Annotated in this window: 22 protein-coding genes; 21 read left to right on the top strand and 1 reads right to left on the bottom strand. The window is 68.7% G+C overall.

Annotated features, from left to right (window positions below):
• Positions 1-447 precede the first annotated feature (447 nt).
• The 10 genes from J1C47_RS15405 (at position 448) to J1C47_RS15360 (ending at position 9906) form a co-directional block, all read left to right on the top strand.
• On the top strand, positions 448-1551 hold the full coding sequence (locus J1C47_RS15405; protein ID WP_207351669.1) for a PAS domain-containing protein: 1104 nt from the start codon (positions 448-450) through the stop codon (positions 1549-1551).
• Positions 1552-1986: 435 nt separating this feature from the next.
• Positions 1987-3066: an endonuclease/exonuclease/phosphatase family protein gene (locus J1C47_RS15400; RefSeq protein WP_207351668.1), complete on the top strand. Its 1080-nt coding sequence runs from the start codon at positions 1987-1989 to the stop codon at positions 3064-3066.
• A gap of 139 nt (positions 3067-3205) precedes the next feature.
• Positions 3206-3646, top strand: a complete 441-nt coding sequence (locus tag J1C47_RS15395; protein WP_207351667.1) for a hypothetical protein — start codon at positions 3206-3208, stop codon at positions 3644-3646.
• A 43-nt stretch (positions 3647-3689) separates the two neighbouring features.
• Entirely contained in the window at positions 3690-4370 is a 681-nt protein-coding gene (locus J1C47_RS15390; RefSeq protein WP_207351666.1) for a LysM peptidoglycan-binding domain-containing protein, read from the top strand.
• 297 nt (positions 4371-4667) lie between these two features.
• Positions 4668-5531, top strand: a complete 864-nt coding sequence (gene dapF / locus J1C47_RS15385; RefSeq protein WP_207351758.1) for a diaminopimelate epimerase — start codon at positions 4668-4670, stop codon at positions 5529-5531.
• Positions 5531-6856 carry a tRNA (N(6)-L-threonylcarbamoyladenosine(37)-C(2))-methylthiotransferase MtaB gene (gene mtaB / locus J1C47_RS15380; protein WP_207351665.1) on the top strand — a complete coding sequence of 442 codons (1326 nt, stop codon included), beginning with the start codon at positions 5531-5533 and terminating at the stop codon, positions 6854-6856. Before dapF ends, mtaB begins: the two co-directional genes overlap by 1 nt.
• A complete protein-coding gene (locus J1C47_RS15375; protein WP_207351664.1) occupies positions 6849-7166 on the top strand; it encodes a hypothetical protein in 318 nt (105 codons plus the stop codon). The genes mtaB and J1C47_RS15375 overlap by 8 nt, the downstream gene beginning before the upstream one ends.
• Positions 7157-8572, top strand: coding sequence for a signal recognition particle-docking protein FtsY (gene ftsY, locus J1C47_RS15370; protein ID WP_245396604.1), 1416 nt, complete (start codon positions 7157-7159; stop codon positions 8570-8572). Before J1C47_RS15375 ends, ftsY begins: the two co-directional genes overlap by 10 nt.
• 213 nt (positions 8573-8785) lie before the next feature.
• Positions 8786-9466 carry a septation protein A gene (locus J1C47_RS15365; RefSeq protein ID WP_207351663.1) on the top strand — a complete coding sequence of 227 codons (681 nt, stop codon included), beginning with the start codon at positions 8786-8788 and terminating at the stop codon, positions 9464-9466.
• 260 nt (positions 9467-9726) lie between these two features.
• Positions 9727-9906, top strand: a complete 180-nt coding sequence (locus tag J1C47_RS15360; protein WP_207351662.1) for a hypothetical protein — start codon at positions 9727-9729, stop codon at positions 9904-9906.
• Positions 9907-10152: 246 nt separating this feature from the next.
• On the opposite strand, the gene trhO is transcribed toward J1C47_RS15360, so the two are convergent.
• Positions 10153-11031, bottom strand: coding sequence for an oxygen-dependent tRNA uridine(34) hydroxylase TrhO (trhO, locus tag J1C47_RS15355; RefSeq protein WP_207351661.1), 879 nt, complete (start codon positions 11029-11031; stop codon positions 10153-10155).
• Positions 11032-11264: 233 nt separating this feature from the next.
• Here trhO and J1C47_RS15350 point away from each other — a divergent pair, with 233 nt between their 5' ends.
• The 11 genes from J1C47_RS15350 to J1C47_RS15300 all read left to right on the top strand — a co-directional run bounded on the left by J1C47_RS15350 (position 11265) and on the right by J1C47_RS15300 (position 24406).
• The gene (locus J1C47_RS15350; protein ID WP_342591998.1) at positions 11265-12638 is read left to right on the top strand and encodes a hypothetical protein; all 1374 of its coding nucleotides are present in this window, start codon (positions 11265-11267) and stop codon (positions 12636-12638) included.
• Positions 12639-12810: 172 nt separating this feature from the next.
• Complete coding sequence (gene rplS / locus J1C47_RS15345; protein ID WP_207351660.1) at positions 12811-13269, top strand: 50S ribosomal protein L19; 459 nt, start codon at positions 12811-12813, stop codon at positions 13267-13269.
• Positions 13270-13450: 181 nt separating this feature from the next.
• Positions 13451-14272 (top strand): methyltransferase, encoded by an 822-nt coding sequence (locus J1C47_RS15340; protein ID WP_207351659.1) that lies wholly within the window; start codon positions 13451-13453, stop codon positions 14270-14272.
• 455 nt (positions 14273-14727) lie between these two features.
• Positions 14728-16359 (top strand): ABC transporter ATP-binding protein, encoded by a 1632-nt coding sequence (locus J1C47_RS15335; protein WP_207351658.1) that lies wholly within the window; start codon positions 14728-14730, stop codon positions 16357-16359.
• Positions 16360-16868: 509 nt separating this feature from the next.
• The gene (locus J1C47_RS15330; RefSeq protein ID WP_207351657.1) at positions 16869-17372 is read left to right on the top strand and encodes a MarR family winged helix-turn-helix transcriptional regulator; all 504 of its coding nucleotides are present in this window, start codon (positions 16869-16871) and stop codon (positions 17370-17372) included.
• Positions 17373-17376: 4 nt separating this feature from the next.
• Positions 17377-18072: an SDR family NAD(P)-dependent oxidoreductase gene (locus J1C47_RS15325; RefSeq protein WP_425354570.1), complete on the top strand. Its 696-nt coding sequence runs from the start codon at positions 17377-17379 to the stop codon at positions 18070-18072.
• A 1-nt stretch (position 18073) separates the two neighbouring features.
• Complete coding sequence (locus tag J1C47_RS15320; RefSeq protein WP_207351655.1) at positions 18074-19405, top strand: NAD(P)/FAD-dependent oxidoreductase; 1332 nt, start codon at positions 18074-18076, stop codon at positions 19403-19405.
• Positions 19406-19441: 36 nt separating this feature from the next.
• Positions 19442-21109 (top strand): peptide ABC transporter substrate-binding protein, encoded by a 1668-nt coding sequence (locus tag J1C47_RS15315; RefSeq protein WP_207351654.1) that lies wholly within the window; start codon positions 19442-19444, stop codon positions 21107-21109.
• Positions 21110-21222: 113 nt separating this feature from the next.
• Positions 21223-22173 (top strand): ABC transporter permease, encoded by a 951-nt coding sequence (locus tag J1C47_RS15310; RefSeq protein WP_207351653.1) that lies wholly within the window; start codon positions 21223-21225, stop codon positions 22171-22173.
• A gap of 10 nt (positions 22174-22183) precedes the next feature.
• Positions 22184-23071, top strand: a complete 888-nt coding sequence (locus tag J1C47_RS15305; RefSeq protein WP_207351652.1) for an ABC transporter permease — start codon at positions 22184-22186, stop codon at positions 23069-23071.
• Between the two features lie 12 nt (positions 23072-23083).
• Positions 23084-24406: an NAD(P)/FAD-dependent oxidoreductase gene (locus J1C47_RS15300; RefSeq protein WP_207351651.1), complete on the top strand. Its 1323-nt coding sequence runs from the start codon at positions 23084-23086 to the stop codon at positions 24404-24406.
• Positions 24407-24432 lie beyond the last annotated feature (26 nt).

Here is a 24432-nt window from a genome sequence, read left to right as displayed (position 1 = left end):
CGCGGGAAGGCACGGGCGCCGGCCCGGCATTCATGGCAAAAGCGCCGGCAAAGGTCGACTCCGCCGGACGTGTGCCGGCCGCGTGCCGGACGAGGGAGGATTATGGGCATCGGCGTCGAAGTTTCGAGGCGCGGGGTTTCGCGCGATCGCGTCGACCGGGTCTCCACCGCGGCGGGCCGGCCTGGCGGCCGCTGGCTTTCCTTCGGGCATGTCGGAAGTGAAGACGCGCCGGTATGACGCAGCGGCGTGGTTGAAGAACGGACAATCACCCGCTAGCATGACGGCCATGTCGACACGGCATGCGCGAAATCTTGCGGCGGGATCTTGCCTCATGTCCGACCAGCGTTGCGGAAGAATGAGCCCGATACTGCCCGGCCGGCAGCCACTTCATCCAAGGCCGCGGCGAGATCGGCGCTTCTCGTCCGGGCGCGGGGCATCCTCCGGCCGATGATCGACGTTTCGACGCGACTGACCGCGGCCCTCGACGGCCTCTATGACGCTCTCGCCTCTGGAAGCGACTGGCAGGAGGCCGTCCGTCACGGCTGCGAGGCGACCGGCGCCGACCGGTTCAACCTCATCACCGCCGGCAGCGACGGCACGGCCCGGCAGTTCTCCCACCCCTTCGACCCCGAATCGGCGCTCGAATATCTCACCGCCTATCTGTCGCGCGACGTCCGCTTTCCCCGGCTCCTCGCCCGGCCGAGCGGCCTCGTGACGACGGCGGAGCTGATGAGCCGGGAAGAGATCGCGCGCTGCCCGGTGCATCAGGAATTCTACCGCCGCCATCCGGAATGCTGGAACATGACGATGGTCTTCGGCCGCAGCGAGGGCGGCCTCGTCGCCATCGCCGCGCATCGCGGCGCCAACCGGCCGGAGCCCGGCCGGGAGGACGACGCGAGCCTCGCCGTCTTCGCCAATCACCTCGCCCGCATCGTCCATCTGAAGGACATGCTGCCGGGCGGCACCATCGCCCGCGACGGCGCCCTCGCGGCCTTCGACGGGCTCGACGACGCGATCGCGATCTTCGACGTCAACGGTCTCGTCGTCCATCTGAACCCGTCGGCCGAGAGCCATCTCGGCGCCCGCAGCGGGCTGCGGCTGGTCGGCCATCGGCTCGTCGCGGCCCAGCCGGAGGTGACCGAGGCGATAACCCGGGCCGTCGGGGCGACGATCCGCGTCCTCAAGGCGGAAGCCTCGATGCTGCCGCGGCCGGTCAAGGTGCCGCGACCGCACGACCGCCCGCTGTTCCTGCGCTTCTTCGCTGCGCCCGCCGGCGACGGCCCGGCCCGCTACGGCGTCGTCAAATTCGTCGATCCCACCGAAAGGCGCGTGCCGGAGATCGACTTCGTGCGAGCCGCGACGGGGCTGAGCAGGGGCGAGGCGGCGCTCGCCGTCGCGATCTATCGCGGCCAGACGGTCAAGACCTTCGCCGAGGCTGCCGGGCTGTCCGAGCAGACCATCCGCAAGCGGCTGAAGCACGTCTCCGACAAGCTCGGTGTGCGGCGGCAGGCCGAGATCGCCCTGAAGATCGCCGCCCTCGCCGCGGTATGAGCCGCCGCGTTTCTGCCGATTTCTGCAAGGCCGCGGAGCGCCGGCCGCAAAAATCGCTCAGGCCTTTCCACTGATCCGGCAAGTGACGGGGACGGGCGCTACCCCCGTTTGGGGGCTGGTCAAACCCCAAGGGCTGTCCATTGTGACTTCCCCCAAGACCACAAGTTCAGCGAACTCTTTCGCTCGCTTCAACGCCCCAAAAGCGAGCCGAAAGGTGGGACCAGCGCGGCCGCAAGGCCGCGCTGGCTCTTTTGCATCCGACCATCCCGAAAGAGCATCGCCCGACATGCCGCGGGACGAGACTTCTCACCGTCCCGCGCGGCGCGCCGACAAAATCTTCCCCGACAGCCATGGAAGGCCGTGCCCCGCCGGCTAGTTGAGCCGGTGAGCGCCCTTCAGTCCGCCGCCCCAAGCCAAACGGAGCCGACGCGCGACATGGTCATCGCCTTCGCCGCCCTCACCATCGTTCTTCTGGCCGCGACGGGGATTTCGTTTCTGCGCATTTCCCACGGCTTCGTCCGGGTCTTTTCGTTTCCGCGCCTGCAGATCCTGGCGATCGCGGGCATCGCGATCGTCGGCGCACTCTTTCTGCTGACCGGCGCGGCCCGCGACTGGATCGTTAGCGGCCTCTTCGTCGTCGCCGGCGTCCAGGCGGCCTGCATCGCCCAGTTCTCGCCCCTGCGATCCATCCAGTCCAAGCGCTACGAGGGGGACCCGGACGGGCCGGACTGCGTCTCGATTCTATCCTACAACGTCAAGATGTCGAACCGGCGCTACCGCGATGCCGTGGAACTGGTGACGCGGGAAGCGCCGGACATCGCGCTGTTCATGGAAGTCGACGAGGGCTGGGCGGAGGCGCTGGAGCCGCTCGGCAAGACGATGCCGCACGCCGTGTTGCGGCCGCTCGACAACAGCTACGGCATGATCCTCTATTCGAAGCTCGAGCTCTCGGACGTGCGGGTCGCCAATCTCGTCATGGACGACGTGCCCTCGATCATCGCCAGGGTGACGCTGCGCAGCGGCCGGAGCTTCTCGCTCTACTGCATCCATCCCGAGCCGCCGGTGCCCTACGCCGATTCCGCCGGCCGCGACGCCGAACTCGTCGAGGTGGCGCAGCTGGTCGACGCCGACGCGCTGCCGGCGATCGTCTGCGGCGACCTCAACGACGTCGCCTGGTCGCACACCACCCGGCATTTCCAGCGCATCTCCCGTCTCCTCGATCCGCGCGTCGGGCGCGGCTTCTACAATACCTTCGACGCGCGCTACCCGCTGCTGCGCTGGCCGCTCGACCATCTGTTCCACAATGCCCGCTTCGATCTCGTCAAAATGCGGCGGCTCGAGCACATCGGCTCGGACCATTTCCCGATGCTGTTCAAGCTTGCTCTGACCCGCAGCGCCAACGGCGCGGACTATCCCGAAGAGGCCGACGACGACGATCGGAGGGAGTGCCGCGAGATCGTCGAGGATGCGCGGCAGATCGAGCGCGAGGCGATCGGCACCGACTGGGAAAAATGACGTCGTCGGGGCGGCCTCGCCGCGGAACGATGAACGGGTCTCCGGCATTCTTGGCGTTGGAGGGACCGCCGCGCAATCGTCCACCTTGCACACGGATTGAGCTGCGACGAGGGGCGGCCGACGAAACGGAGATATCTTCATGAGCAATACCAACGGCCGCACGCCTGATCGCGACAGGGCGACGATCATCAACAACGACCGCGGCGGTGGCGGCGGCGGCGGTTCGGGCTGGCTGATCGCCGGCATCATCATCGTCGTGGTGATCGTCGGCGGCTACTTCCTGCTCAACGGCAACTATTTCGGCGGCACCGAGACCGCCACGACGCCGGCGCCCGCGACGACCGAGGGCACAGCTCCGGCAACGGGCACGGATACCGGCACCGCCACGACCGGAACCGCGACCACCGGCGGCGACACCGCCGGCACTGCCGGCTCCGCGCCGGCGGGCGGCGATACGGCCGGAACCGCTGGCGGCGCTGCTCCGGCGGGTGGCGACACGACCGGCGGTGCTGCTGGCGGCGGCGCCACCACGGGCGGCGATACCACCGGCGGCGGGACCGCCCCCGCGACGGGCAACTGACACCGCCGGACAGGCAAGCAGGCATTCGAGTAAGGAGAGCGTCATGCGCGCGAGCGGGATTGCACTCTCGGCCGCCCTTCTGGCCGCAGGCACGAGCGCGGCTGCGGCCCAGCAGGACTGCGGCAGACAAGTCGAGGTCAGGCCGGGCGACACGATCAGCGCGATCGCCTCGCGCTGCAACGTCTCGGAGGGGCTGATCCTGCGGGCCAATCCGCGCATCGACGGCTCGGCGGACCTTCGGGTCGGCGGGACGGTCAGTCTCGTCGGCCCGATGGACAAGCTGAAGTCGATGGCCTCGAACGCCGGGCAGGAACTGTCGCAGGCGGCCGACAACGTCGGTTCGAAGGTGAAGTCCTCCGTCCAGGGCTTCCTGAACGACAATCCGCAGCTTCAGTCGAACATCCGCGATCTCGGATCGAGCCTCGGGCTCTCGGACGGCCAGCAGCCGGCCGAGGTGACGCTCGATCCGGCGTCCCCGCAGCCGGGCGCGACCGTCACCGTCTCGGCGACCGGCCTTCCCAAGGACCAGCCGGTCGTCATCGGCGGCGGAAGTCCGGGGGCGGCCTTCGCCAAGCTCGACGCGGCGCGCACGACGCCCGAGGGGACGTTGCAGGCCGCGATCAAGCTGCCGGAAACGCTCGAGGGCGACCGCTACCAGATCTCGGTGCGGAGCGAAGACGGCAGCTGGAAGGCGGAAGCGCCGGCATTCTCCGTCGGCCAGTGACGGAGATGCCGCCCGCGATCGCCGCGATCGACACGAGCCGGACCGGGCACTTGCAACCGGCGTGAGACGAATACGGGTCCTGTCGCCTCGCAAGGGCGGCGGGGCTTTTTGCGCGATCAAGGCCCGCAGCCAGCCGCATCGGTTCGATCGCCCAGCCCGGCCCCGCCTTCGGGCGATCGCCTGCCTGCCACCCCGGGCGGTAGCAATCGGCGGCGTTTCTTGCCATATAGCCCGTGAATTCAGCCTCCAGCGTCCGGTCCGAAAGCCTTGGCGAACATCACTGCCCCCTTTGCCCGCATGAATGGCTGCGGCAACGAGATCCTCGTCGTCGACCTGCGCGCGGCGACCGGGCGGGTGCGGCCGGAGGCGGCGCGCGCCCTCGCGGCGCGGACGGAGACCCGCTTCGACCAGATCATGGCGATCCACCGTCCGGCGACGCCCGGCACCGACGCCTATGTCCGCATCCTCAATTGCGACGGTTCCGAGGCGGAAGCCTGCGGCAACGGCACGCGCTGCGTGGTCCAGGCGCTGTCGGCCGAGACCGGCCGGTCGCGCTTCACCTTCGAGACCCGGGCCGGCCTGATCCTCGCCGAGGAGCACGCCGACGGCACGATCAGCGTCGACATGGGAACGCCGCGCTTCGGCTGGCAGGACATCCCGCTCGCGGAGGAATTCCGCGACACCCGCGCCATCGAGCTGCAGATCGGGCCGATCGACGCGCCGGTGCTGCATTCGCCCTCCGTCATGTCGATGGGAAACCCGCATGCGGTGTTCTGGGTGAAGGAGGACGTCGACGGCTTCGCCCTCGACCGCTTCGGGCCGATCCTCGAGAACCACCCGATCTTTCCCGAGCGCGCGAACATCTCGATCGCCAGGGTCACCTCGCCCTCCTCGCTCACCATGCGCACCTGGGAACGCGGCGCCGGGCTGACCCGGGCCTGCGGATCGGCCGCCTGCGCCGCCGCCGTCTCGGCCGCGCGCACCCGCCGCACCGGGCGCGCGGTCGCCGTCACCCAGCCGGGAGGAACGCTGTCGATCCTGTGGCGGGACGACGACCACGTGATCATGACCGGCCCGGCCGAATGGGAATGGTCCGGCCGGCTCGACCCCGAGACCGGAGACTTTCAGCGCGATGCCGCCGAGGAGCGGGAGATCGGCTGATGGGCGTCGAAGTGGTGTCGTTCGGCTGCCGGCTCAACACCTACGAGTCGGCGGTGATGAAGCGCGAGGCGGAAGCCGCCGGGCTCGGCGAGGACGGGCGCGGCGCGATCGTCTTCAACACCTGCGCGGTGACCGCCGAGGCGGTGCGCCAGGCCCGCCAGCAGATCCGCAAGGCGCGGCGCGAGAACCCGGATGCGCGGATCGTCGTCACCGGCTGCGCCGCCCAAACCGAGCCCGGGCGCTTCGCCGAGATGGCCGAGGTCGATGCCGTCCTCGGCAATGGCGAGAAGCTCGTGTCGGGCAGCTATGCCCGGCTGCCTGACTTCGGCGTTTCGGCCGAGGAGAAGATCCGCGTCAACGACATCATGAGCGTCACCGAGACCGCGTCGCACATGATCGACGCGATCGAGGGCCGCTCCCGGGCGATCGTGCAGATCCAGAACGGCTGCGACCATCGCTGCACCTTCTGCATAATCCCCTATGGCCGCGGCAATTCCCGCTCGGTGCCGATGGGCGCCGTCGTCGACCAGATGCAGCGGCTGGTCGCGGCCGGCTATCATGAAGTGGTGCTGTCCGGCGTCGACATGACGAGCTGGGGCGCCGACCTTCCCGGCGCCCCGACGCTCGGCCGGCTCGTCCAGACGATCCTCGCCCGCGTCCCGGAGTTGAAGCGGCTGCGGCTCTCCTCGATCGATTCGATCGAGGCCGACGCGGCGCTGGTCGAGGCGGTGGCCTCGGAGAAGCGGTTCATGCCGCATCTGCATCTTTCGCTGCAGGCCGGCGACGACATGATCCTGAAGCGCATGAAGCGCCGGCACGGCCGCGCCGACTCCATCCGCTTCTGCGCCGAGATCCGGGAAAAGCGCCCCGACATCGTCTTCGGCGCCGACATCATTGCCGGCTTTCCGACCGAGACCGAGGCGATGTTTGAGAATTCGCTCTCGATCGTTGCGGAATGCGGGCTGACCTATCTGCACGTCTTCCCTTTCTCGCCGCGCGCCGGCACGCCGGCCGCGCGCATGCCGCAGCTTGAAAAGGCGGTGATCAAGCACCGCGCCGCGCGGCTGCGCGCCGCCGGCGAAGCGGCCCATGCCGCGCATCTCGCCCGCCTCGTCGGCAGCCGGCAGAGCCTCCTCGTCGAGCGCGAAGGACTTGGCCGGGCGGAGAATTTCACCCTGTGTCGCATCGACGCCGGCCTCCCCGGCGAGATCGTCGACGCTATCTTGACCGGTGTCGCCGACGGCATGGCGATCGCCCGGCCGGCGGATGCGGGCCGCGAGTGCCCTGCGCCGTCGGCCGAGGGAACGAAGGACGGGCATGGCTGAGAAAAAGGGCTTCTTCCGGCGGATCTTCTCCTTCGGCACGGCGAGCGAAGAGGCGCGCACGCCGGACCACGGCGAAACGCCCCGCCCCTCCGACACCGAACTCGGCCGGCCGGAAGCACCCGATCCCGAGGTCCGGCCGCAGGCGGCGGCGAGCTCCGTCGCCGACACCGAGGCGGGAGCCCCGCCGTCCGACGAAGGCGGCATCACCCCGCTCGGCGAGCGAGCCGCGCAGACCGAGGCGACGACCGGAACCGGCCCGGCCGGCGAGGCTCAAAAAAAAACTTCGGCGGTCCGCAGCCGCTGGAGCTAGCGCCGGCGGACATCGCCGCCCACCGGGCTGAGGCCGACCGGCCGGAAGACCCGGACGAGCCGGACGGCGACGCCGGGGACGACGACGACTTCTCCTTCCTCGATACGCGCGGCCCCATCGCCGAGAGCCCGGCCGACTTCTCCTTCCTCGACGAGCGCGTCGAACCCGTGGAGACCGCGAGCCGCGAACCCTCCGCGGCGGCAGAAGCCGCCGCGCCGGAAGTCGAGCCCGCCCGCGAGGAGGACCATGTCGGCATCCAGCCGGCGGAGCCCGGCGAGGAGGACGAGGCATCGGGCGGGGAGGACGACGCCGACTTCTCCTGGCTCGACGAAGATCTGCCGCCGGAGGAGGAGGAAGACCGTCGTACCGAGCCGTCGGGGCCGGCGGTTCCCGCCGCGCCGCCGCGGGCGCCGCTGCCCGGCGATTCCGGATTTCGCCTGCGCGAGCGGGCCGCGCCGCCTCCGGCCGCCGCCCCGGCGCCGCGGATCTCCTGGGCCGAGCGGCTGCGCCTCGGCCTGTCGCGCTCCTCGAGCCAGCTCACTGATTCGATCACCTCGCTGTTCACCAAGCGCCGCCTCGACGAGGATACGCTGCAGGACTTCGAGGACGTGCTGATCCAGGCCGATCTCGGCGTCGAGACGGCGATGCGGATCACCGACCGTCTGTCGGAAGGCCGCTTCGGCAAGGAGATCGCCGGTGCCGAGGTTCGCCGCATCCTTGCCGAGGAGATCGAAAAGACCCTCGTGCCCGTCGCCCTGCCGCTGGAACTCGACCTCGAGAAGAAGCCGCACGTCATCCTCGTCGTCGGCGTCAACGGCACCGGCAAGACGACCACCATCGGCAAGCTCGCCGCCAAGCTGACCCGCGCCGGGCTGAAGGTGACGCTCTGCGCCGGCGACACCTTCCGTGCCGCCGCCGTCGAGCAGCTGAAGATCTGGGGCGAGCGGACCGGCTCGGAGGTCGTTGCCAAGCAGATCGGCGCCGATGCCGCGGGCCTCGCCTTCGAGGCCTACGACCGGGCGCTGGAGAACGATTCCGACGTTCTCATCATCGACACCGCCGGCCGGCTGCAGAACAAGGCCGAGCTGATGGCCGAGCTCGAAAAGATCAACCGGGTGCTGTCGAAGCGCGAGCCGGACGCGCCGCACACGGTGCTCCAGACCCTCGATGCGACGACCGGGCAGAATGCGCTCAGCCAGGTCGAGATCTTCCGCAACGTCTCGGGGGTCAACGGCCTGGTGATGACCAAGCTCGACGGCACGGCGCGCGGCGGTATCCTCGTCGCCATCGCGGCAAAACACCGCCTGCCGGTCTATTTTGTCGGCGTCGGCGAGGGGATCGACGACCTCGAACCCTTCAAGGCGAAGGATTTCGCCGGCGCAATCGCCGGGCTGCCGGTGACCTGAGCCGGCGCCCCGGCGGCATCGTCATAAAACCACCGGCAAGTTCACCGAGGTTCGTCACCCCGGCCTTGAGCCGGGATCCATTCCAAGCCATGTCAGCGGTCTGGCCGTTCAAGACCGTGAGCCCGCGTCGGCCGAGCGGCCTTCGTTGCCGATCTGGAACGGATCCCGGCCAAAGCCCTGGATGACGATACTGAAAAAGGCGATCATCGCGACATGTCCGAACACATCATCGAAGACGCCCCGAACGAGCCCGGCCGCAAGGAGATGAGCCCGTTCCTGAAGTTCGCGCTGGAGCTCGGGCCGCTGCTGGTCTTCTTCTTCGCCAATTCGAAGGGCGAAGAGCTCGCGCACGCCTTCCCCATCCTCGCCGATCTCGGCGGGCCCTTGTTCATCGCGACGGCGCTGTTCATGGCAGCGATGGTGATCGCGCTCGCCGTCTCCTGGGTGGTGACGCGGACGCTGCCGATCATGCCGCTGGTCTCGGGGTTCGTCGTCCTGGTCTTCGGCGGACTGACCCTCTGGCTGCAGGACGAGACCTTCATCAAGCTGAAGCCGACCATCATCAACGCCCTCTTCGCCGGGGCGCTGCTCGGCGGCCTGCTGTTCGGCAAATCCTTCCTCGGCTACGTCTTCGACCAGGCCTTCAAGCTCGACGACGAGGGCTGGCGCAAGCTGACCTTCCGCTGGGGGCTGTTCTTCGTCTTCCTCGCGATCCTCAACATCGTCGTCTGGCAGGTCGCCGATGCCTATTACGGGCCGGGCCAGACCGCCGACGACGTCTGGGTCGACTTCAAGGTCTGGGCGGTGATGCCTTTGACGGTGATCTTCATGATGACCCAGCTGCCCCTGATCAAGCGCCATGCGACGGAGCCGATCGGCGGAAAGAAGGAATAGCGGCGACGGGCCGCGACAGCCGATCGGAAGCTTTCGGCGTCGATGAGCCCAGCGCCGGCCGTGCGTTTATTCACCTCTCCTGTGCTGCGGGACATTTCCCCAGCGAGGGCGCTTCGAGACGGAAGAACGACGGCTTCGGCGGCGATGCCGTCCGGGTCCGACGCATGAACGACCATCGGGGCGGGGCAACGGCGTCTGACCCCTCCCGCAGCCAGGAGTGTCCTGCGACACTCGGCATTTGACGCGACGGGGATTGCGCCATGGAGCCTGAAGAGAAGTATCCGTCGCGTCGAAAGCGCCGTGAAACGCGCGGCTATGTGCTGCTTGCGATCGTCGCGATCGGGATCGCGATCGGCATCGTGCTCCTGCAGGGCGATCGGACCCCTTCGGACGGCGTCGAGCCGTTGCAGCAGGGCACGGAGCAGGGCGGCGGCAGTTAGGGCAGGATATCGAACCTCACGACCGCTTTCGTGCAAGAGATCAGGCCAAGACGAGACGGTGAGGCAGGATGAGGAGCAAAGCTCGTTCCATGCTGCATGTCCTATGACCTTCCGGGCCGATCAAGCGATGACGGGCCGCGCCAAGCAGGAGACTGCTTCCGGCCCGCGGCGCGCCGGTCGAAGCCTTCACCCCGGGGCAGAATGGAACGCCTCATCGACGGCAGCGGAGAACGGCGCGCTCCCGTCCTACCCCTCGCCCGCCGTCATCCGCCGATGCCGCTCGCGCAGCGCCGCGACCTCGCTTTCAGGCCGCTCGCCCGCGCAGGCAGCACACGACACGCCCTCCTCGAACTCCGGCGAAGCGCGGTCTGCCTCCGACAACGGCGCGCCGCAGGCAAAGCAGGCGGTCCAGCCCGTCTCGGCGAGGCCGTGGCCGAGTGCCACACGGCCGTCGAAGACGTAGCAGTCGCCGCGCCAGCGGCTCTCCGCCGCGGGCACCGTCTGGAGATAGGAGAGGATCCCGCCCTTCAGCTGGTAGACCTCGGCAAAGCCCTTCTCCAGCATGAAGGCCGAGGCCTTCTCGCAGCGGATGCCGCCGGTGCAGAACATCGCCACCCTGGGCGTTTTCCCGGGATCGAGCCGCTCCTCGACGAAACGCTTGAAATCGGTGAAGCGGTCGATCTCCGGATCGACGGCGCCCGCGAAGCTGCCGACCCGCGTCTCGTAGCGGTTGCGGGTGTCGAGGAGAACGACGCCAGGATCGGCGACGAGGTCGTTCCAGTCCTGCGGCGCGACGTGGATGCCGGTCTTCTCCAAAGGGTCGCCGCTCTCGTCCCGGAGCGTGATGATCTCCGGGCGGATGCGCACCTTCATCCGGGCAAACGGCCAGTCGGCCGCCGCCGACATGCGCAGGTCGTCCTCGGTCAGGCCGAAGCGGGAGGAAAGCCCGGCGAGGAATGCCGCCATCGCCCGCTCCTCGCCGGCCACCGTGCCGTTGACGCCCTCCGGCGCGATCAGGATCGTGCCGCGCAGCCGGTACGTGCGACAAAGGGCGGAAAGCTCCGCCCGGTGGGTGGCGAGGTCGGCGAGCGGCAGGAAGCGGTAGAAGGCGGCGACGGTGAGCATCGCGGCGTGATAGCCCCGCCCCGGCCCTCCCGCAACGCCGATCGCGATCGCAGCGCCTCGCCGCGCCTCGCAGCGCCGCGCCGCGCCGCGCCGAAGAAGAAGCCATGCACGAGGCGGGCGACAGGCTCCCTCGGGCGTTTCTTGCGCGGCCCGGCAACGGCGTTATGTAACGGCTCTCAGACATCGCCGGCGGTCCCGCCCGGCCATCCCGTCCCGCCCGCCTGGTCCAGCCCGTGCTCGACAAGACCCTCGGCAGCCTGCTCGTCCTCCTCTGGCTGGCCGTCATCATCCACGAATGGTTCGGCGTCGGGCCGGCCGCCCCCGTCGCGGCCGTCGGCCTCCTCGCCTTCATCGTCGTCGCGACGCCCTTCGCGCCGTTTTCCCGCAAGGCCTTCGTCGGGATCGGCCTCGTCCTTTCGGCGGCGGCCGTCGCGCTGCTTCCCGACTGGCCGGACGTGCTCGAAAAGGCGGCGACGCAGGGCGCCTTCATCGCCACCTTCTTCGTGGCGCTGGCCAGCCTGCGCAATCCCGCCTCCGCCTCGCCGGCGATCGAACGCTGCGGCCAGTATCTGGCGAGCCAGCCGCCGGGCAAGCGCTATGCGGCCCTGACCGTCGGCGGGCACCTCTTCGCGCTGATCCTCAACTACGGCTCGATCACGCTCCTCGGCGGCCTGACCGAGGCGATCGCCGGCAAGGAGGCGAATGCCGAGATCCGCGAGATCCGCAACCGCCGCATGCTGCTCGCCGTGCAGCGCGGCCTCTGCGCCTCGCTCTGCTGGTCGCCGCTGGCCTTTGCCACGGCGATCACCACCACGGTCGTCGCCGGCTGCAGTTGGGGCGGCCTCGCCCCCTACGCCCTCCTCGTCGCCGCCCTCTTCATGGTCACCGGCTGGGCGCTCGACACGATCCACAAGCCGAAGCTCTCTGGCCCGCCGCCGCCGCGCACCGACCCGATCGGCAGCTATCGCGACCTCGCGCCGCTCGTCGCACTGCTGGTCCTGCTCTTCGCCCTCGTCGGGAGCTTCGAATATCTGACCGGCCTTGCCGTCACCTCGATCGTCACGCTGTTCGTGCCGCTGATCTCCGTCGCCTGGATCGCCCATGTCAGCGGCAACCTTTCCGAAACCGCGCGGCGCGTCCGCCGGCTCGCCTTCGTCGAGCTTCCCTCCTACCGCTCCGAACTGGTGCTGCTCGTCATGGCCGGGGTGATCGGCACGCTCGGCGCGGCGCTGATCCAGCCGCTCGCCTCCGGCCGCGCGCTCGATCTTTCGAGCGTTCCGACCTGGCTGGTGCTGGTCGCGCCGGTCTTCGTCGTGCCGATCCTCGGGCAGCTCGGCATGAACCCGATCCTCTCGGTCTCGATGCTGGCGCCGCTCCTGCCGGCGCCCGCCTCGCTCGGCATCGCGCCCAATCTCTTCGCCGCCGCGATCACCGCCGGCTGGGCGCTCGCCGGCGCCACCTCGCCCTTCACCGCGACGACGCTGCTGGTCGGCCGGCTCGGCCATACCAGCGCGCTGACCGTCGGCCTCGTCTGGAACCGCGCCTTCACGCTGTGGGTGATGGCGGGCGTCTCGCTGCTCCTTCTCGGCTTTGCCGGCCTCGGATGAGCGCCGTGCCGGCGGCGCGGCGACGCACCCGGCAAAAACGGGGCGCCCTGGTAGTGACAAACCGGCCGAAGCCGTATAAGAGCGCAGCCGATTTCCTCAGAATAACCTGACCGTCACGGCGGCCATGTCGGGTTGCGAGTTACCCCGGCGTGAAACGAATTGAGGCTATGCCATGAACATCATCTCGGAACTCGAGGCCGCCGAGGCCGCCCGCATCGAGGCCATCCGCAGCATTCCGGCGTTCTCCGCCGGCGACACGGTGCGCGTCAACGTGCGCGTCACGGAAGGCACCCGCACCCGCGTCCAGGCCTATGAAGGCGTCTGCATCGCCCGCTCCGGCTCGGGGCTGCAGGAAAACTTCACCGTCCGCAAGATCTCCTACGGCGAGGGCGTCGAGCGCGTCTTCCCGGTCTATTCGCCGATGCTCGAATCGGTCGAGGTGGTGCGCCGCGGCAAGGTCCGCCGCGCCAAGCTCTATTACCTGCGCGATCGCCGCGGCAAGTCGGCCCGCATCGTCGAGGCGACCAACGCCCGCGCCCGCAAGCTGAACGACGACGCCCGCCAGGTCGCCGCCGAGGAGCGCGACCGCATCAAGGCCGAGAAGGAAGCGGCCAAGACCGCCGCCGAATAAGTTCGGCGACGGCGAAAAGGTTTTCGAAAGGCGGCTCCGGCCGCCTTTTCTGCGTTTGGGGCTGTGGCCTTTGTCGGGCCGGGCGGCGGCGGGGAACGACAACGCGCACCGCGTCGGCAGCCGGCTTCAGTTCCCACCGGCCCCGTGCGATCTTCCGGCGATCGCCACCGGAGCGCCCGCCGTGCAGAGCTTCTTCGACGAAAATCGCGCCAACTGGGACGAGCGGGCAGCGCTTCATTCGACGGACACGACCGGCTCATACCGCATCGCCGCGGTGCTCGCCGGCGGATCGAGCCTGCATGCGATCGAGGCGGAGGAGATCGGCGATCCCGCCGGTCTGGACGTCGTCCACCTGCAGTGCCACATCGGCCTCGACACGCTGTCGCTGAAGCATCTCGGGGCGAAGAGCGTCACCGGCCTCGACTTCTCGCCGAAGTCGATCGCCGCGGCGCGGGAGTTCGCGGAACGGGCCGGCACGAAGGCGCGCTTCGTCGAGGCTTCGCTCTACGACGCGCCGGAAGCGCTCGGCGAGACCTACGATCTCGCCTTCGTCACCTGGGGCGCGATCAACTGGCTGCCGGACATCCGCCGCTGGGCGAAGGTCGTGGCGGCGCTGCTCAGGCCGGGCGGGCGCCTCTATCTCCTCGAAGGCCATCCGGTGATGAACCAGATGGAGTTCGAGGACGGACGGTTGGTCGCGACCTTCGACCGCGCGACGCCGGCCGATGCCCCGCTCGTCTTCGACGCGGAGACGACCTACACCGGCGACGGCCGCCGGCTGGAGAACAGCCGAAACTACGAATGGCTGCATCCCGTGTCGGAGGTGGTTTCGGCGGTGCTCGGCGCAGGGCTCCGCCTCGACTTTCTCAACGAGCACGACCGGCTGGCCTGGCGGGCCTTTCCCGGCATGGTCGAGGCCGGCGACGGCCTCTACGCCCTGCCGGCGGGCGTTGCGAAGATCCCCCTCGCCGTCTCGCTCGGCGCGACGAAGCCTGCGGCCTGATCGCCGGCCGGCGCGCGACGGGTCCGATCCGTGCCCCCGCCCGAAGCGCCGCATCGAGGCGCGCGCCCGCCTCGACCAGGGAGGAGGGCCCGCTGTCCGATCTCGACGTGTTGTCGGCCGTGACCGGTCCAGCCGTCGCGAACGCAGGCAGCCTATGCATAAACTTTGGGCTTTCCGGATGCGTGCCTGACGGATACGCTTCGCAAGGACCAGCCAGGCGTTCGGCGGCATGTCCTCGACCGGATTGCGATCCGACCGGCGACGCGACCGTCTCCTTCGCGCTGCGCCGGCCGGTTCTGGTATCCGGCTTCGAGCGGTCGCCCTGCCACGGCCTGTCCGGCGCTTGCGGGCCCTGGCCGGCCCTTGCCTGCCTGGGCCGGCCTGCGCCCTCAAACAACGAATGGCTTGCGGCCTCGCCTTTCCGGAGAGGCTGCGGCGAATGGACGGAGAGTACGATGTCGCAAACCCCGACGGCCGACGCGCCCCTGCTTCGCGTGGAGGGACTGACGGTCTCGCTGCCGGCGGGAATGGACCGGGACTTTGCGGTCGAGGACGTCTCCTTCGACCTCGCCGCCGGCGAGATCCTCTGCATCGTCGGCGAGTCCGGCTCCGGCAAGTCGGTCACCGCCAACGCCATCATGGGGCTGCTGCCCGAGGCGCTGACGATCACCGGCGGGCGCATCCTCCTGCGCGGCAAGGATCTTCTCGGCATGGCCGCGGCGGAACTCCGGGACATTCGCGGGCGCATCGTCTCGATCGTCTTCCAGGACCCGCTCTCGGCCCTCAATCCGCTGATGACCATCGGCGACCAGATCGCCGAGGTGATCGACGCGCACCGGCTGCGCGGGACGATCGACCCGAAGGCCCGGGTCGTCGAACTCCTCACCGAGGTCGGCCTTCCCGACCCCGAGGTCATCCGCCGGCAGTATCCGTTCCGGCTTTCCGGCGGCCAGCGCCAGCGGGTGATGATCGCCATGGCGCTGGCGCTCGAGCCGGCCGTGCTGATCGCCGACGAGCCGACGACGGCCCTCGACGTCACCACCCAGGCGCAGATCCTCGATCTCATCCGCGAGATCCAGCGCAGAGAGGGCATGGGGGTGATGTTCATCACCCACGACTTCGGCGTCGTCTCCGACATCGCCGACCGGGTGATCGTCATGGAGAAGGGCCGGATGGTGGAAGAAGGGCCGGCGAACCGGGTCCTCGGCGCGCCGAGCCATCCCTACACCAAGCGCCTCATCGCGGCGGTGCCGCGGATGGGCGAGGCGGAGGCGCTCGCCGCGACCCAGGCGCCGGTCGTCATCGCCGCGAGCGGCCTGAAGAAGGTGTTCCGGCTGCCCGGCGCCTTTCTCAAGCCGGCGCGCACCGTCAAGGCCGTCGACGACGTCAGCCTCAGCGTCCGCAAGGGCGAGACGGTCGGCATCGTCGGCGAGAGCGGCTCCGGCAAGTCGACGCTCGGCCGCCTCCTGATGAAGATCCTCGACGCCGACGGGGGCTCGATCACCTTCAACGGCCAGGAGGTCGCCGGCATGCCGGAGGCCGAATTCCGCCGCCATCGCCCGCTGATCCAGATGGTGTTCCAGGATCCCTTCGCCTCGCTCAATCCGCGCCAGACTGTGGGGCGCATCCTGACCGCCGGCCCGATGGCGCACGGCGTCTCCTATCGCGAGGCGAAGTCGCGGGCCCACAAGCTGCTCTCGCGGGTTGGGCTCGATCCCTCGGCATTCGAGCGCTATCCGCACGAATTCTCCGGCGGCCAGCGCCAGCGCGTCGGCATCGCCCGGGCGCTGATGTTCGATCCGCAGCTGATCATCGCCGACGAGGCCGTCTCGGCCCTCGACGTGTCGGTCCAGGCCCAGATCCTCGATCTCCTCGCCGAGGTCCAGGAGGAGATGAAGCTCGCGATGATCTTCATCACCCACGACCTGCGCATCGCCAGCCGGATCTGCGACGAGATCGTCGTCATGCAGAACGGCCGGATGGTGGAGGCGGGACCGCCGGCGCAGGTCTTCCACGATCCGCAGCACGACTATACGCGGACGCTGGTCGCCGCGATCCCGGGCGGACGGTGGGAAAACGCCGCCTGACCGCCAGACGACCGCCCGGCCGGCGGCGGATAGGAGGCCCGAACCGTCCGCGCATCCACGGGTCGATGAGCGGGACGCCCGCCTGAGCCTGCGCGGAGCCCCGTCGGGGCCTCCTTCGGGACGCGGCGATGGCGCTGCAAACCGTTCCATACCGCACGGCGTTACGACCGAATCCAGTCCCGGCTTTCGGCAGGTGCCGTCGCCCCGGTGCGGCCGCGGATGGCCGCGGATGGCCGCTCGGGCGGCCGCCTTTTTGCGGCGCAACCGCCGGCCATCCATTTCCCGGCATCGTTTGTCGCGGCGCGCCTGAGCACGTGTGCGCAGTTGTTTCCTGCCCGCCAGAATACCGCAATGCACAAAGATTTGGCATTTTGAGAAACGCCGAAATCGCAAGCAAAACTGATTGACATCGTCCATCATATTTTCGATAGTCGGCGTCGATAGCAAGCCAGTCCGGGCGCTGCCGGGCGGGCACACCGGCACACCCTTTCCAAGCTTCCGGAGCCGCGATGACGGCTGGCAAAAGCGATCCGAGCGCTGCGGTGACGCGTGTCGAAGATGTCGATCTCGGCGTCCTCGACGACACGCTGAGCTTCTTCATCCGCTCCCTCAACCTCGCCGTGACCCGCGATCTCGAGGCCCGGCTCGAAGGGCTGGAGGTGGCGCACGGCACCGGCAGGATCACGGCGCTCTTCCTGATCGGCCGTCATCCCGGCATCCGACCGTCGATGATCGCCGCCGCGGCGATGAAGGACCGCTCGGCGATGGCGCGGGTGCTCGGCGACATGGAAAAGCAGGGCCTCATCCGCCGCGAAGCCGACGTCGCCGATGGCCGCGTCCAGGCGCTGCACCTGACCGAAAAGGGCGAGAAGCTGGCGGACGAGGTGCGGGCGATCGTCCGCCAGTCCCGCGATTTCTTCCACGACATCTCCGACGAGGAATATGCCCAGGTCATCGATCTCCTGCGCGGGATCTACTGGCGCGTCGTCAAGAGCAACCAGCAGAAGGGATGACGGCGTGTCGGCAAGACCGGTCGCGATGATCTCTGGCGCCAGCCGCGGCATCGGCCTCGCCGTCGCGCGGCGGCTGTCGCGGGACGGCTGGGCGCTGTCGCTCGGCATGCGCGATGCCGCGATGCCTCAGGGCGTCGATCCCGGGCAGACGCATCTCTTCGCCTACGACGCGCTGGCGGCAAGCGAGACCGCCTGGGTGGCCGAGGCGATGCAGCGCTTCGGCCGCATAGACGCGGTGATCGCCAATGCCGGCGTGATGATCCCGAAGTCGGTCGTCGAGGCCGAGGACGAAGACCTCGACGCGATGTTCGCCGTCAACGTCAAGGCGCCCCGCCGCATGGTCAAGGCGGCCTTCGAGCCGCTGGCCGCCGGCGGGCGCGGCCGGGTGATCATCCTCGCATCCTTGTCCGGCAAGCGGGTGAAATCCGCAAAATCCGGCCTCTACGCGATGACCAAGTTCGCCGCCGTGGCGCTGTCCCATGCGATCCGCCAGGCGGGTTTCGACCGGGGCATCCGCGCCACCGCCGTCTGCCCCGGCTTCGTCGCCACCGACATGGCCCGGCAGATCACCGATCTCGGCGAGACGGCGATGACCGATCCGGACGAACTCGCCGGCATCGTCGCCATGCTGATCGGCCTCTCCAACACGGCGAGCGTCGCCGAATTCGCCGTGAACTGCCAGCTCGAGGAACAGTACTGAAATGCCCGGTCCTTTCGTAACACCCGTCCATGGCGATCTCGACCTGCCCGAGAAGGTCGACGTCGTCGTCATCGGCGGCGGCATCGTCGGGGTCTCGACGGCGCTCGAACTCGCCGAGCGCGGCGTCAGCGTCGCGCTTTGCGAGAAGGGCGGCATCGGCCAGGAGCAGTCGAGCCGCAACTGGGGCTGGGTGCGCATCTCGCGCCGCGATCCGCGCGAGGTGCCGCTGATGGCGGAGGCCCTGCGCATCTGGCGCGACCTCGACCGGCGCACCGGCCGCGCGACCGGCTACACCCGCTCCGGCATCGTCTTCACCTGCGCGAACGACAAGGACGTTCAGAACTACACGAACTGGATCCGCCATCTCGAACCCTGGCAGATCGAGTCGCGCATGCTGAGCGCCTCCGAATTCGAGGCGATGTTCCCGGAGGCGCAGTTCAAGGTGAAGGGCGCGCTCTACACCCCCGCCGACGGCCGGGCCGAGCCGCAGATCGCCGCCCCGGCGATCGCCGAGGCGGCCCGCGACAAGGGCGCGGCGATCCTGACCGAATGCGCCGTCAGGGGCATCGAGACGAGCGGCGGCAGGGTCTCGGGCGTCGTCACCGAGCGCGGCCGCATCGCCTGCTCCTCGGTGGTGCTCGCCGGCGGCGCCTGGTCGAACCTCTTCTGCGGCCGCTACGGCCTCGACCTGCCGCAGCTGACGGTGCTCGCCTCGGTCATGCGGACGAAGCCGCTCGAGGGCGGCCCCGACCAGGCGATCTGGGCGAAGGATTTTGCCTGCCGCAAGAGGAAGGACGGCGGCTACACGATCGCCTGCGGCCACGAGAACGTCGTCGACATCGTGCCGAATTCCTTCCGCTACGCCCGGCGCTTTCTCCCGGCGCTGCGCGAGGACTGGAATTCCCTGAATTTCCGACTCTCCACGCGCTTCTTCGAAGAGGCGCGCATGCCGAAGACCTGGTCGCTCGACGAGGCGAGCCCCTTCGAATATTGCCGCGTGCTCGATCCGAAGCCCGAAAAGCGCCTGACCCAGAAGGCGCTCGCCGAGCTGAGCCGGGCCTTTCCGGCCTTCGCCAAGGCCGAGATCGCGCAGCACTGGGGCGGCCGGATCGACGTCACCCCCGACGCCATCCCGGTGATCTCCGCGATCGACGAGATCCCCGGCTTCCACGTCGCCACCGGCTTTTCCGGCCACGGCTTCGGCATCGGCCCCGGCGCCGGCCGCCTGATGGCCGACATCGTGACGAACCGCACCCCGGTCGTCGACCCGGGCGAGTTCCGCTTCTCCCGCTTCACCGACGGCTCGAAGGTGCGCCCGATCAGCGGGTTCTAGGATCGCAGGCAGACCCCCAACGAAAGGATCAAGCAGATGGCAGACGATCATACCCCCTCGTGGTTCCGCCCGTCGCGGCGACGCGTCCTCACGCTGATGGGGGCATCGGCCGCAGGCCTCGTCGCGCCGGGGCTTCTCGGCAGGGGCGCGGCCTTCGCCGCGCCGCCCTCCGAGCCGACCGGCCAGGTGATCATCGGGTTCTCCCAGGAGCCGACCGTCTTCAACCCGCACATGCCGCATATCGAAGTGGACGAGGGCATCCACTTCTCGATCTTCGACCCGCTGTTCATCGTCGACGAGAAGGGCGAGTTCCAGCCGGCGCTGGCGACGGAAGTGCCGAGCGTCGAGAACGGCGGCATCTCCAAGGACGGCCTGCACTGGAAGATCAAGCTGCGCGACGGCGTCAAATGGCACGACGGCGAGCCGTTCACCGCCGAGGACGTCAAGTTCACCATCGAGCTGCTGGTCAATCCCGACTTCAAGAGCTGGCGGCGCGACGGCCACGAGCTGGTCGAGAACATGACCGTCGTCTCGCCGACGGAGCTGACCTTCGACCTGAAGAGCCCCTATGCGCCCTATCCCTCGATCCTCGCGGCGACCTTCATCGTGCCGAAGCACGCCTTCAAGGACATCGATCCGAACAACGCGCCGTTCAACAACGCGCCCATCGGAACCGGCCCGTTCAAATGGGCCGAGCGCATGGCCGGCGACCACATCACCCTCGACGCCAACAAGGATTATTTCGGCAAGGGGCCGTATCTCGAACGGGTGATCTACAAATACATCCCCGATCTCACCGTGCTCTACACCCAGTTCAAGACCGGCGACATCGACGTCGTCGGGCTGCAGTGGATCACGCCGGACAAATACGCCGAAGCCAAGGATCTGCCCGGCAAGAGCGTCGCCGTCGTTCCGGCCGCGACGGTGGAGTCGCTCTCCTTCAACATGGGCCGGCCGCAGTTCCAGGATCCGAAGGTCCGCCAGGCGCTCTATTACGCGCTCGACAAGCAGACGATCATCGACGCGCTCTATTACGGCCTGCCGACGCCGACCGAGACCTTCATGCCGCAGCAGTCGGCCTACTACAACGCCGACCTGCCGAAGCACGAATACGACCCGGAGAAGGCCAAGAGCCTGCTCGACGAAGCCGGCTGGAAACCCGGCGGCGACGGCATTCGCGAAAAGGACGGGGTGAAGCTCGCCTTCACCAACTCGACCACCGCCGGCAACCACATCCGCGAACAGGCCCAGCAGTTCATCCAGCAGTCCTTCAAGGACATCGGCGTCGACATGTCGATCTCCAACCTGCCGCCGGCGGTCATGTGGGGCGAATACTGGATGATGTCGAAGTTCGACTCCGTCGTCGTCGGCATCAACTTCCTCACCGGCTCCGACCCGGACGTGTCGAACTATCTCGCCCCGACTTCGATCCCCGCCAAGGGCGGCGCCGGCCAGAATACCTGGCAGTACGAGAACGAGGAGGTCGGCAAGCTTCTGAAGCAGGGCGGCTCAACCTTCGTCACCGAGGAGCGCAAGGCCGCCTACGTGAAGCTGCAGGAGGTGGTGCGCAAGGACCTGCCGTTCCTGCCGATGTTCCAGTACGCCACGGTCCGCGGCCACAAGGACGGCGTCGAGGGCGTCGTGCCGAACGTCAACGTGCGCATCGACAGCTGGGACGTCGGCACCTGGTACTGGGACAAGTAGGCATGTCCCGCCACGGCCGATGACCCCGTCGGCCGTGGCTCTTTCGTCAATCGTCCCACCCCGCCCTGTGGCGCCCGCGCCCCGAGGCCGATCCTGCGGAAGCGAACCCGACGATGCTGCGCTTTCTTTTCGGACGGCTCTGGCAGAGCCTCGTACTCCTCGTCATCGTCTCGGTGATCGGCTTCGCCGTCCTCAACCTCGCGCCCGGCGGACCGCTGTCGCAATTTGCCCTGACGCCCGGCATGACCCAGGCGCAGCTTGCCCGCATCGCCCACCAGATGGGTCTCGATCGGCCGCTCCCCGTCCAATACTGGGAATGGTTCACCCGGCTGCTGCAGGGCGACTGGGGGCGCTCCTACCGCGACAACCAGCCGGTGCTCGCGGTGATCGGCAGCCATCTCTGGGCGACGCTTCTGCTGATGGGCACCTCGACGCTCATCTCCGTGCTGATCGGGACGTGGGTCGGCGTCCTCGGCGCCATCCGCCGCTACTCGATCTTCGACTATGCCGCGACCGTCGGGGCGATGGTGGCGCTGTCGATCCCGACCTTCTGGTTCGGCCTGATCGCCATCTATCTCTTCTCGCTGCGGCTCGGCTGGCTGCCGGCCGGCAACATGTACACGATCGGCGACGGCTCGGTGCTCGACTATGCCGTCCACCTGATCATGCCGAGCCTCGTCCTCGCGCTGGTCAACGTCGCCGTCTGGAGCCGCTACATGCGCACGGCGGTGCTCGACGTGATGAACCAGGACTTCGTCAGGACCGCGCGGGCCAAGGGCCTCACCCGCTTTGCCGTGCTGATGCGCCACATCCTGCGCAATGCGCTGGTGCCGATGATCACGCTGCTGGGCCTGCAGCTGCCGACCATTCTCGGCGGGGCGCTGGTGACGGAGACGGTGTTCACCTGGCCCGGCATGGGCCGGCTGTTCCTCGATAGCCTCGGCTACAGCGACTATCCGGTGGTGATGGGTCTTTTGATGCTGTCGGCGATCCTCGTCCTGATCGGCAATCTCATGGCGGACATCGCGGTGGCGGTCATCGATCCGCGCATCAGGCTCGGTTGAGGGGATCGACATGACCGACATGGCTTTCAAGATCGACCCCGCCCCCGCCCCGCGCTGGTGGCAGCGACGCGCCGTCAGGCGCTTCCTGCGCCACAGGCTGGCGCTGTTCGGCCTGGCGATCATCGTCATCCTGGTGCTCGCCTGCGTCTTCGGGCCGTATCTCCTGCCCTTCGACGACCTCTACATCGACCTGCGGGCGCGGTTTTCCCCGCCCTTCTCGGGGCCGCACATCTTCGGCACCGATCCGCTGGGACGCGACCTCGCCGCACGGCTGTTCATGGCCGGCCGCATCTCGCTCCTCGTCGGCTTCGCCGCGATGCTGATCTCGACGGTTTTCGGCAGCCTGATCGGCATCGTCGCCGGCTATTACGGCGGCAAGATCGGCGCCGTCCTGATGCGCTTCGTCGACGCGATGCTGTCGTTTCCGAGCATCTTCCTACTCCTGGCGCTCGCCGCCTTCATCAAGCCGAGTCCGATGATGATCACCCTGATCATCGCCGCGACGAGCTGGATGGAGATCACCCGGATCGTCGAGGCGGAGATCAAGTCGCTGCGCGAGCGCGACTTCATCCTGGCGGCACGCACCCTCGGCCTGTCGAACAGCCAGATCATGTTCCGCGAGCTGCTGCCGAACGCCATCGGGCCGATCATCGTCGCGGCGACGCTGACCGTGGCCCGGGCGATCCTCCTCGAAGCCTATGTCAGCTTCCTCGGCTACGGCATCCAGCCGCCGCTGCCGAGCTGGGGCAACATGCTCAACGGCGCCCAGCAGTATCTCGCCTCGGCGCCCTGGCTGGCGATCGTGCCGGGCGTCGCGATCACCCTTGCCGTCACCGGCTTCAACTTCGTCGGCGACGGCCTGCGCGATGCGCTCGACGCCCGCAGCGACATCAGCTGAAAGAGCGCCGCCATGAGCCGCTTCTCGCCGTTCGAGACCTCCCTCTGGTACGCCACGGCGGAGCCGGCGCCGAAGACCCGCGCGCTCGACGAGAGCATCACTGCCGACGTCGCGATCGTCGGCGCAGGCTACTCCGGCCTGACGACGGCGCTGGAGCTTGCCAGAAAGGGCGTCTCCGTCGTCGTGCTGGAAGCCATGGAAGCCGGCTTCGGCGGATCCGGGCGCAATGCCGGCCACTGCACCCCGACCTTCACCCATTATTCGCTCGGCGAACTGCGCAAGATGCTCGGCGAGCCCTGGGCCGAGCGGCTGATCCAGCGTCAGACCCGCGCCAACGACCGGGTCGGGGCGATGATCCGCGACTATCAGATCGCCTGCGAGTGGCAGCAGAACGGCTACGTGATGGGGGCGCTGCAGCCCTCGACGGTCCGCAGGCTCGAGGAAAAGGTGGACGAGTACAACGCCGCCGGCGCCCGCACCCGGCTTCTCGATGCCGACGAGGCCCGCGAGATCACCGGCTCGCCGCGCCTGATGGCCGGCTGGCTGCACGAGGAGGGCGGCCACCTCAATCCGCTCGGCTATGCGAGAGGGCTCGCCCGCGCCGTCATGCAGGAGGGCGCACGGCTCTATACGAGTTCGCCGGCGAAATCGGTCGAGCGCGAGGGCGGCAGGTGGCGGGTGGCGACGCCGAAGGGCGCGGTGAGTGCCGAGAAGGTGATCTTCGCGACGGGCGCCTACACCGTCGACGGATGGCCGAAGCTCGACCAGACCTTCAAGATCATGCGCGTCTTCGTCGCCGCGACCCAGCCGCTGTCGGAGGAGACGCGCCGCAAGGTGCTGCCGCGCAACACGACGATGCATGACGGGCGCGGCGACATCTATGTCTACAAGTACAATCGCGAGGGGCGGATCGTCGCCTCGATGTTCCCGATGGGCCGCCGCGGCAGGGACCTCGCCTATACGCGAAAGGTGCTCGGCGACCGGCTGACCTGGCTGCACCCCGACATCGCTGAGGAGATTCGCTGGGAATATCTCTGGTTCGGCGAACTCGACATGCAGTATCGCACGGTACCGCGGCTCTACGACCTCGCGCCCGGCGTCGTCGGCCTGACCGGCCTTTCCGGCCGCGGCGTTCCGACCGGCTCGATGCTCGGCGGCATCCTCGCCGAATGGGCGATGGACGTTCCCGGAAAGGATCTCGCGCTGCGGCTCGAACCGCAACGCGCCGCGCCCTTCTACATGGGCTTCGGGCCGCAGCTCTCGCTGCGCTATCACCGCGCCAGGGACTGGCTGGAGGCAAAGCGCGCGGGAGCGGCATTGCCGCCGCATGCCTGACGCGCACCGGAAATGCGGCGCGGCGT

This window comes from Jiella sonneratiae (assembly GCF_017353515.1).
Lineage (GTDB): Bacteria > Pseudomonadota > Alphaproteobacteria > Rhizobiales > Rhizobiaceae > Jiella > Jiella sonneratiae.
Note: the sequence above shows the minus strand (reverse complement) of the source record. Positions and strands in the feature narration are given on the sequence as shown.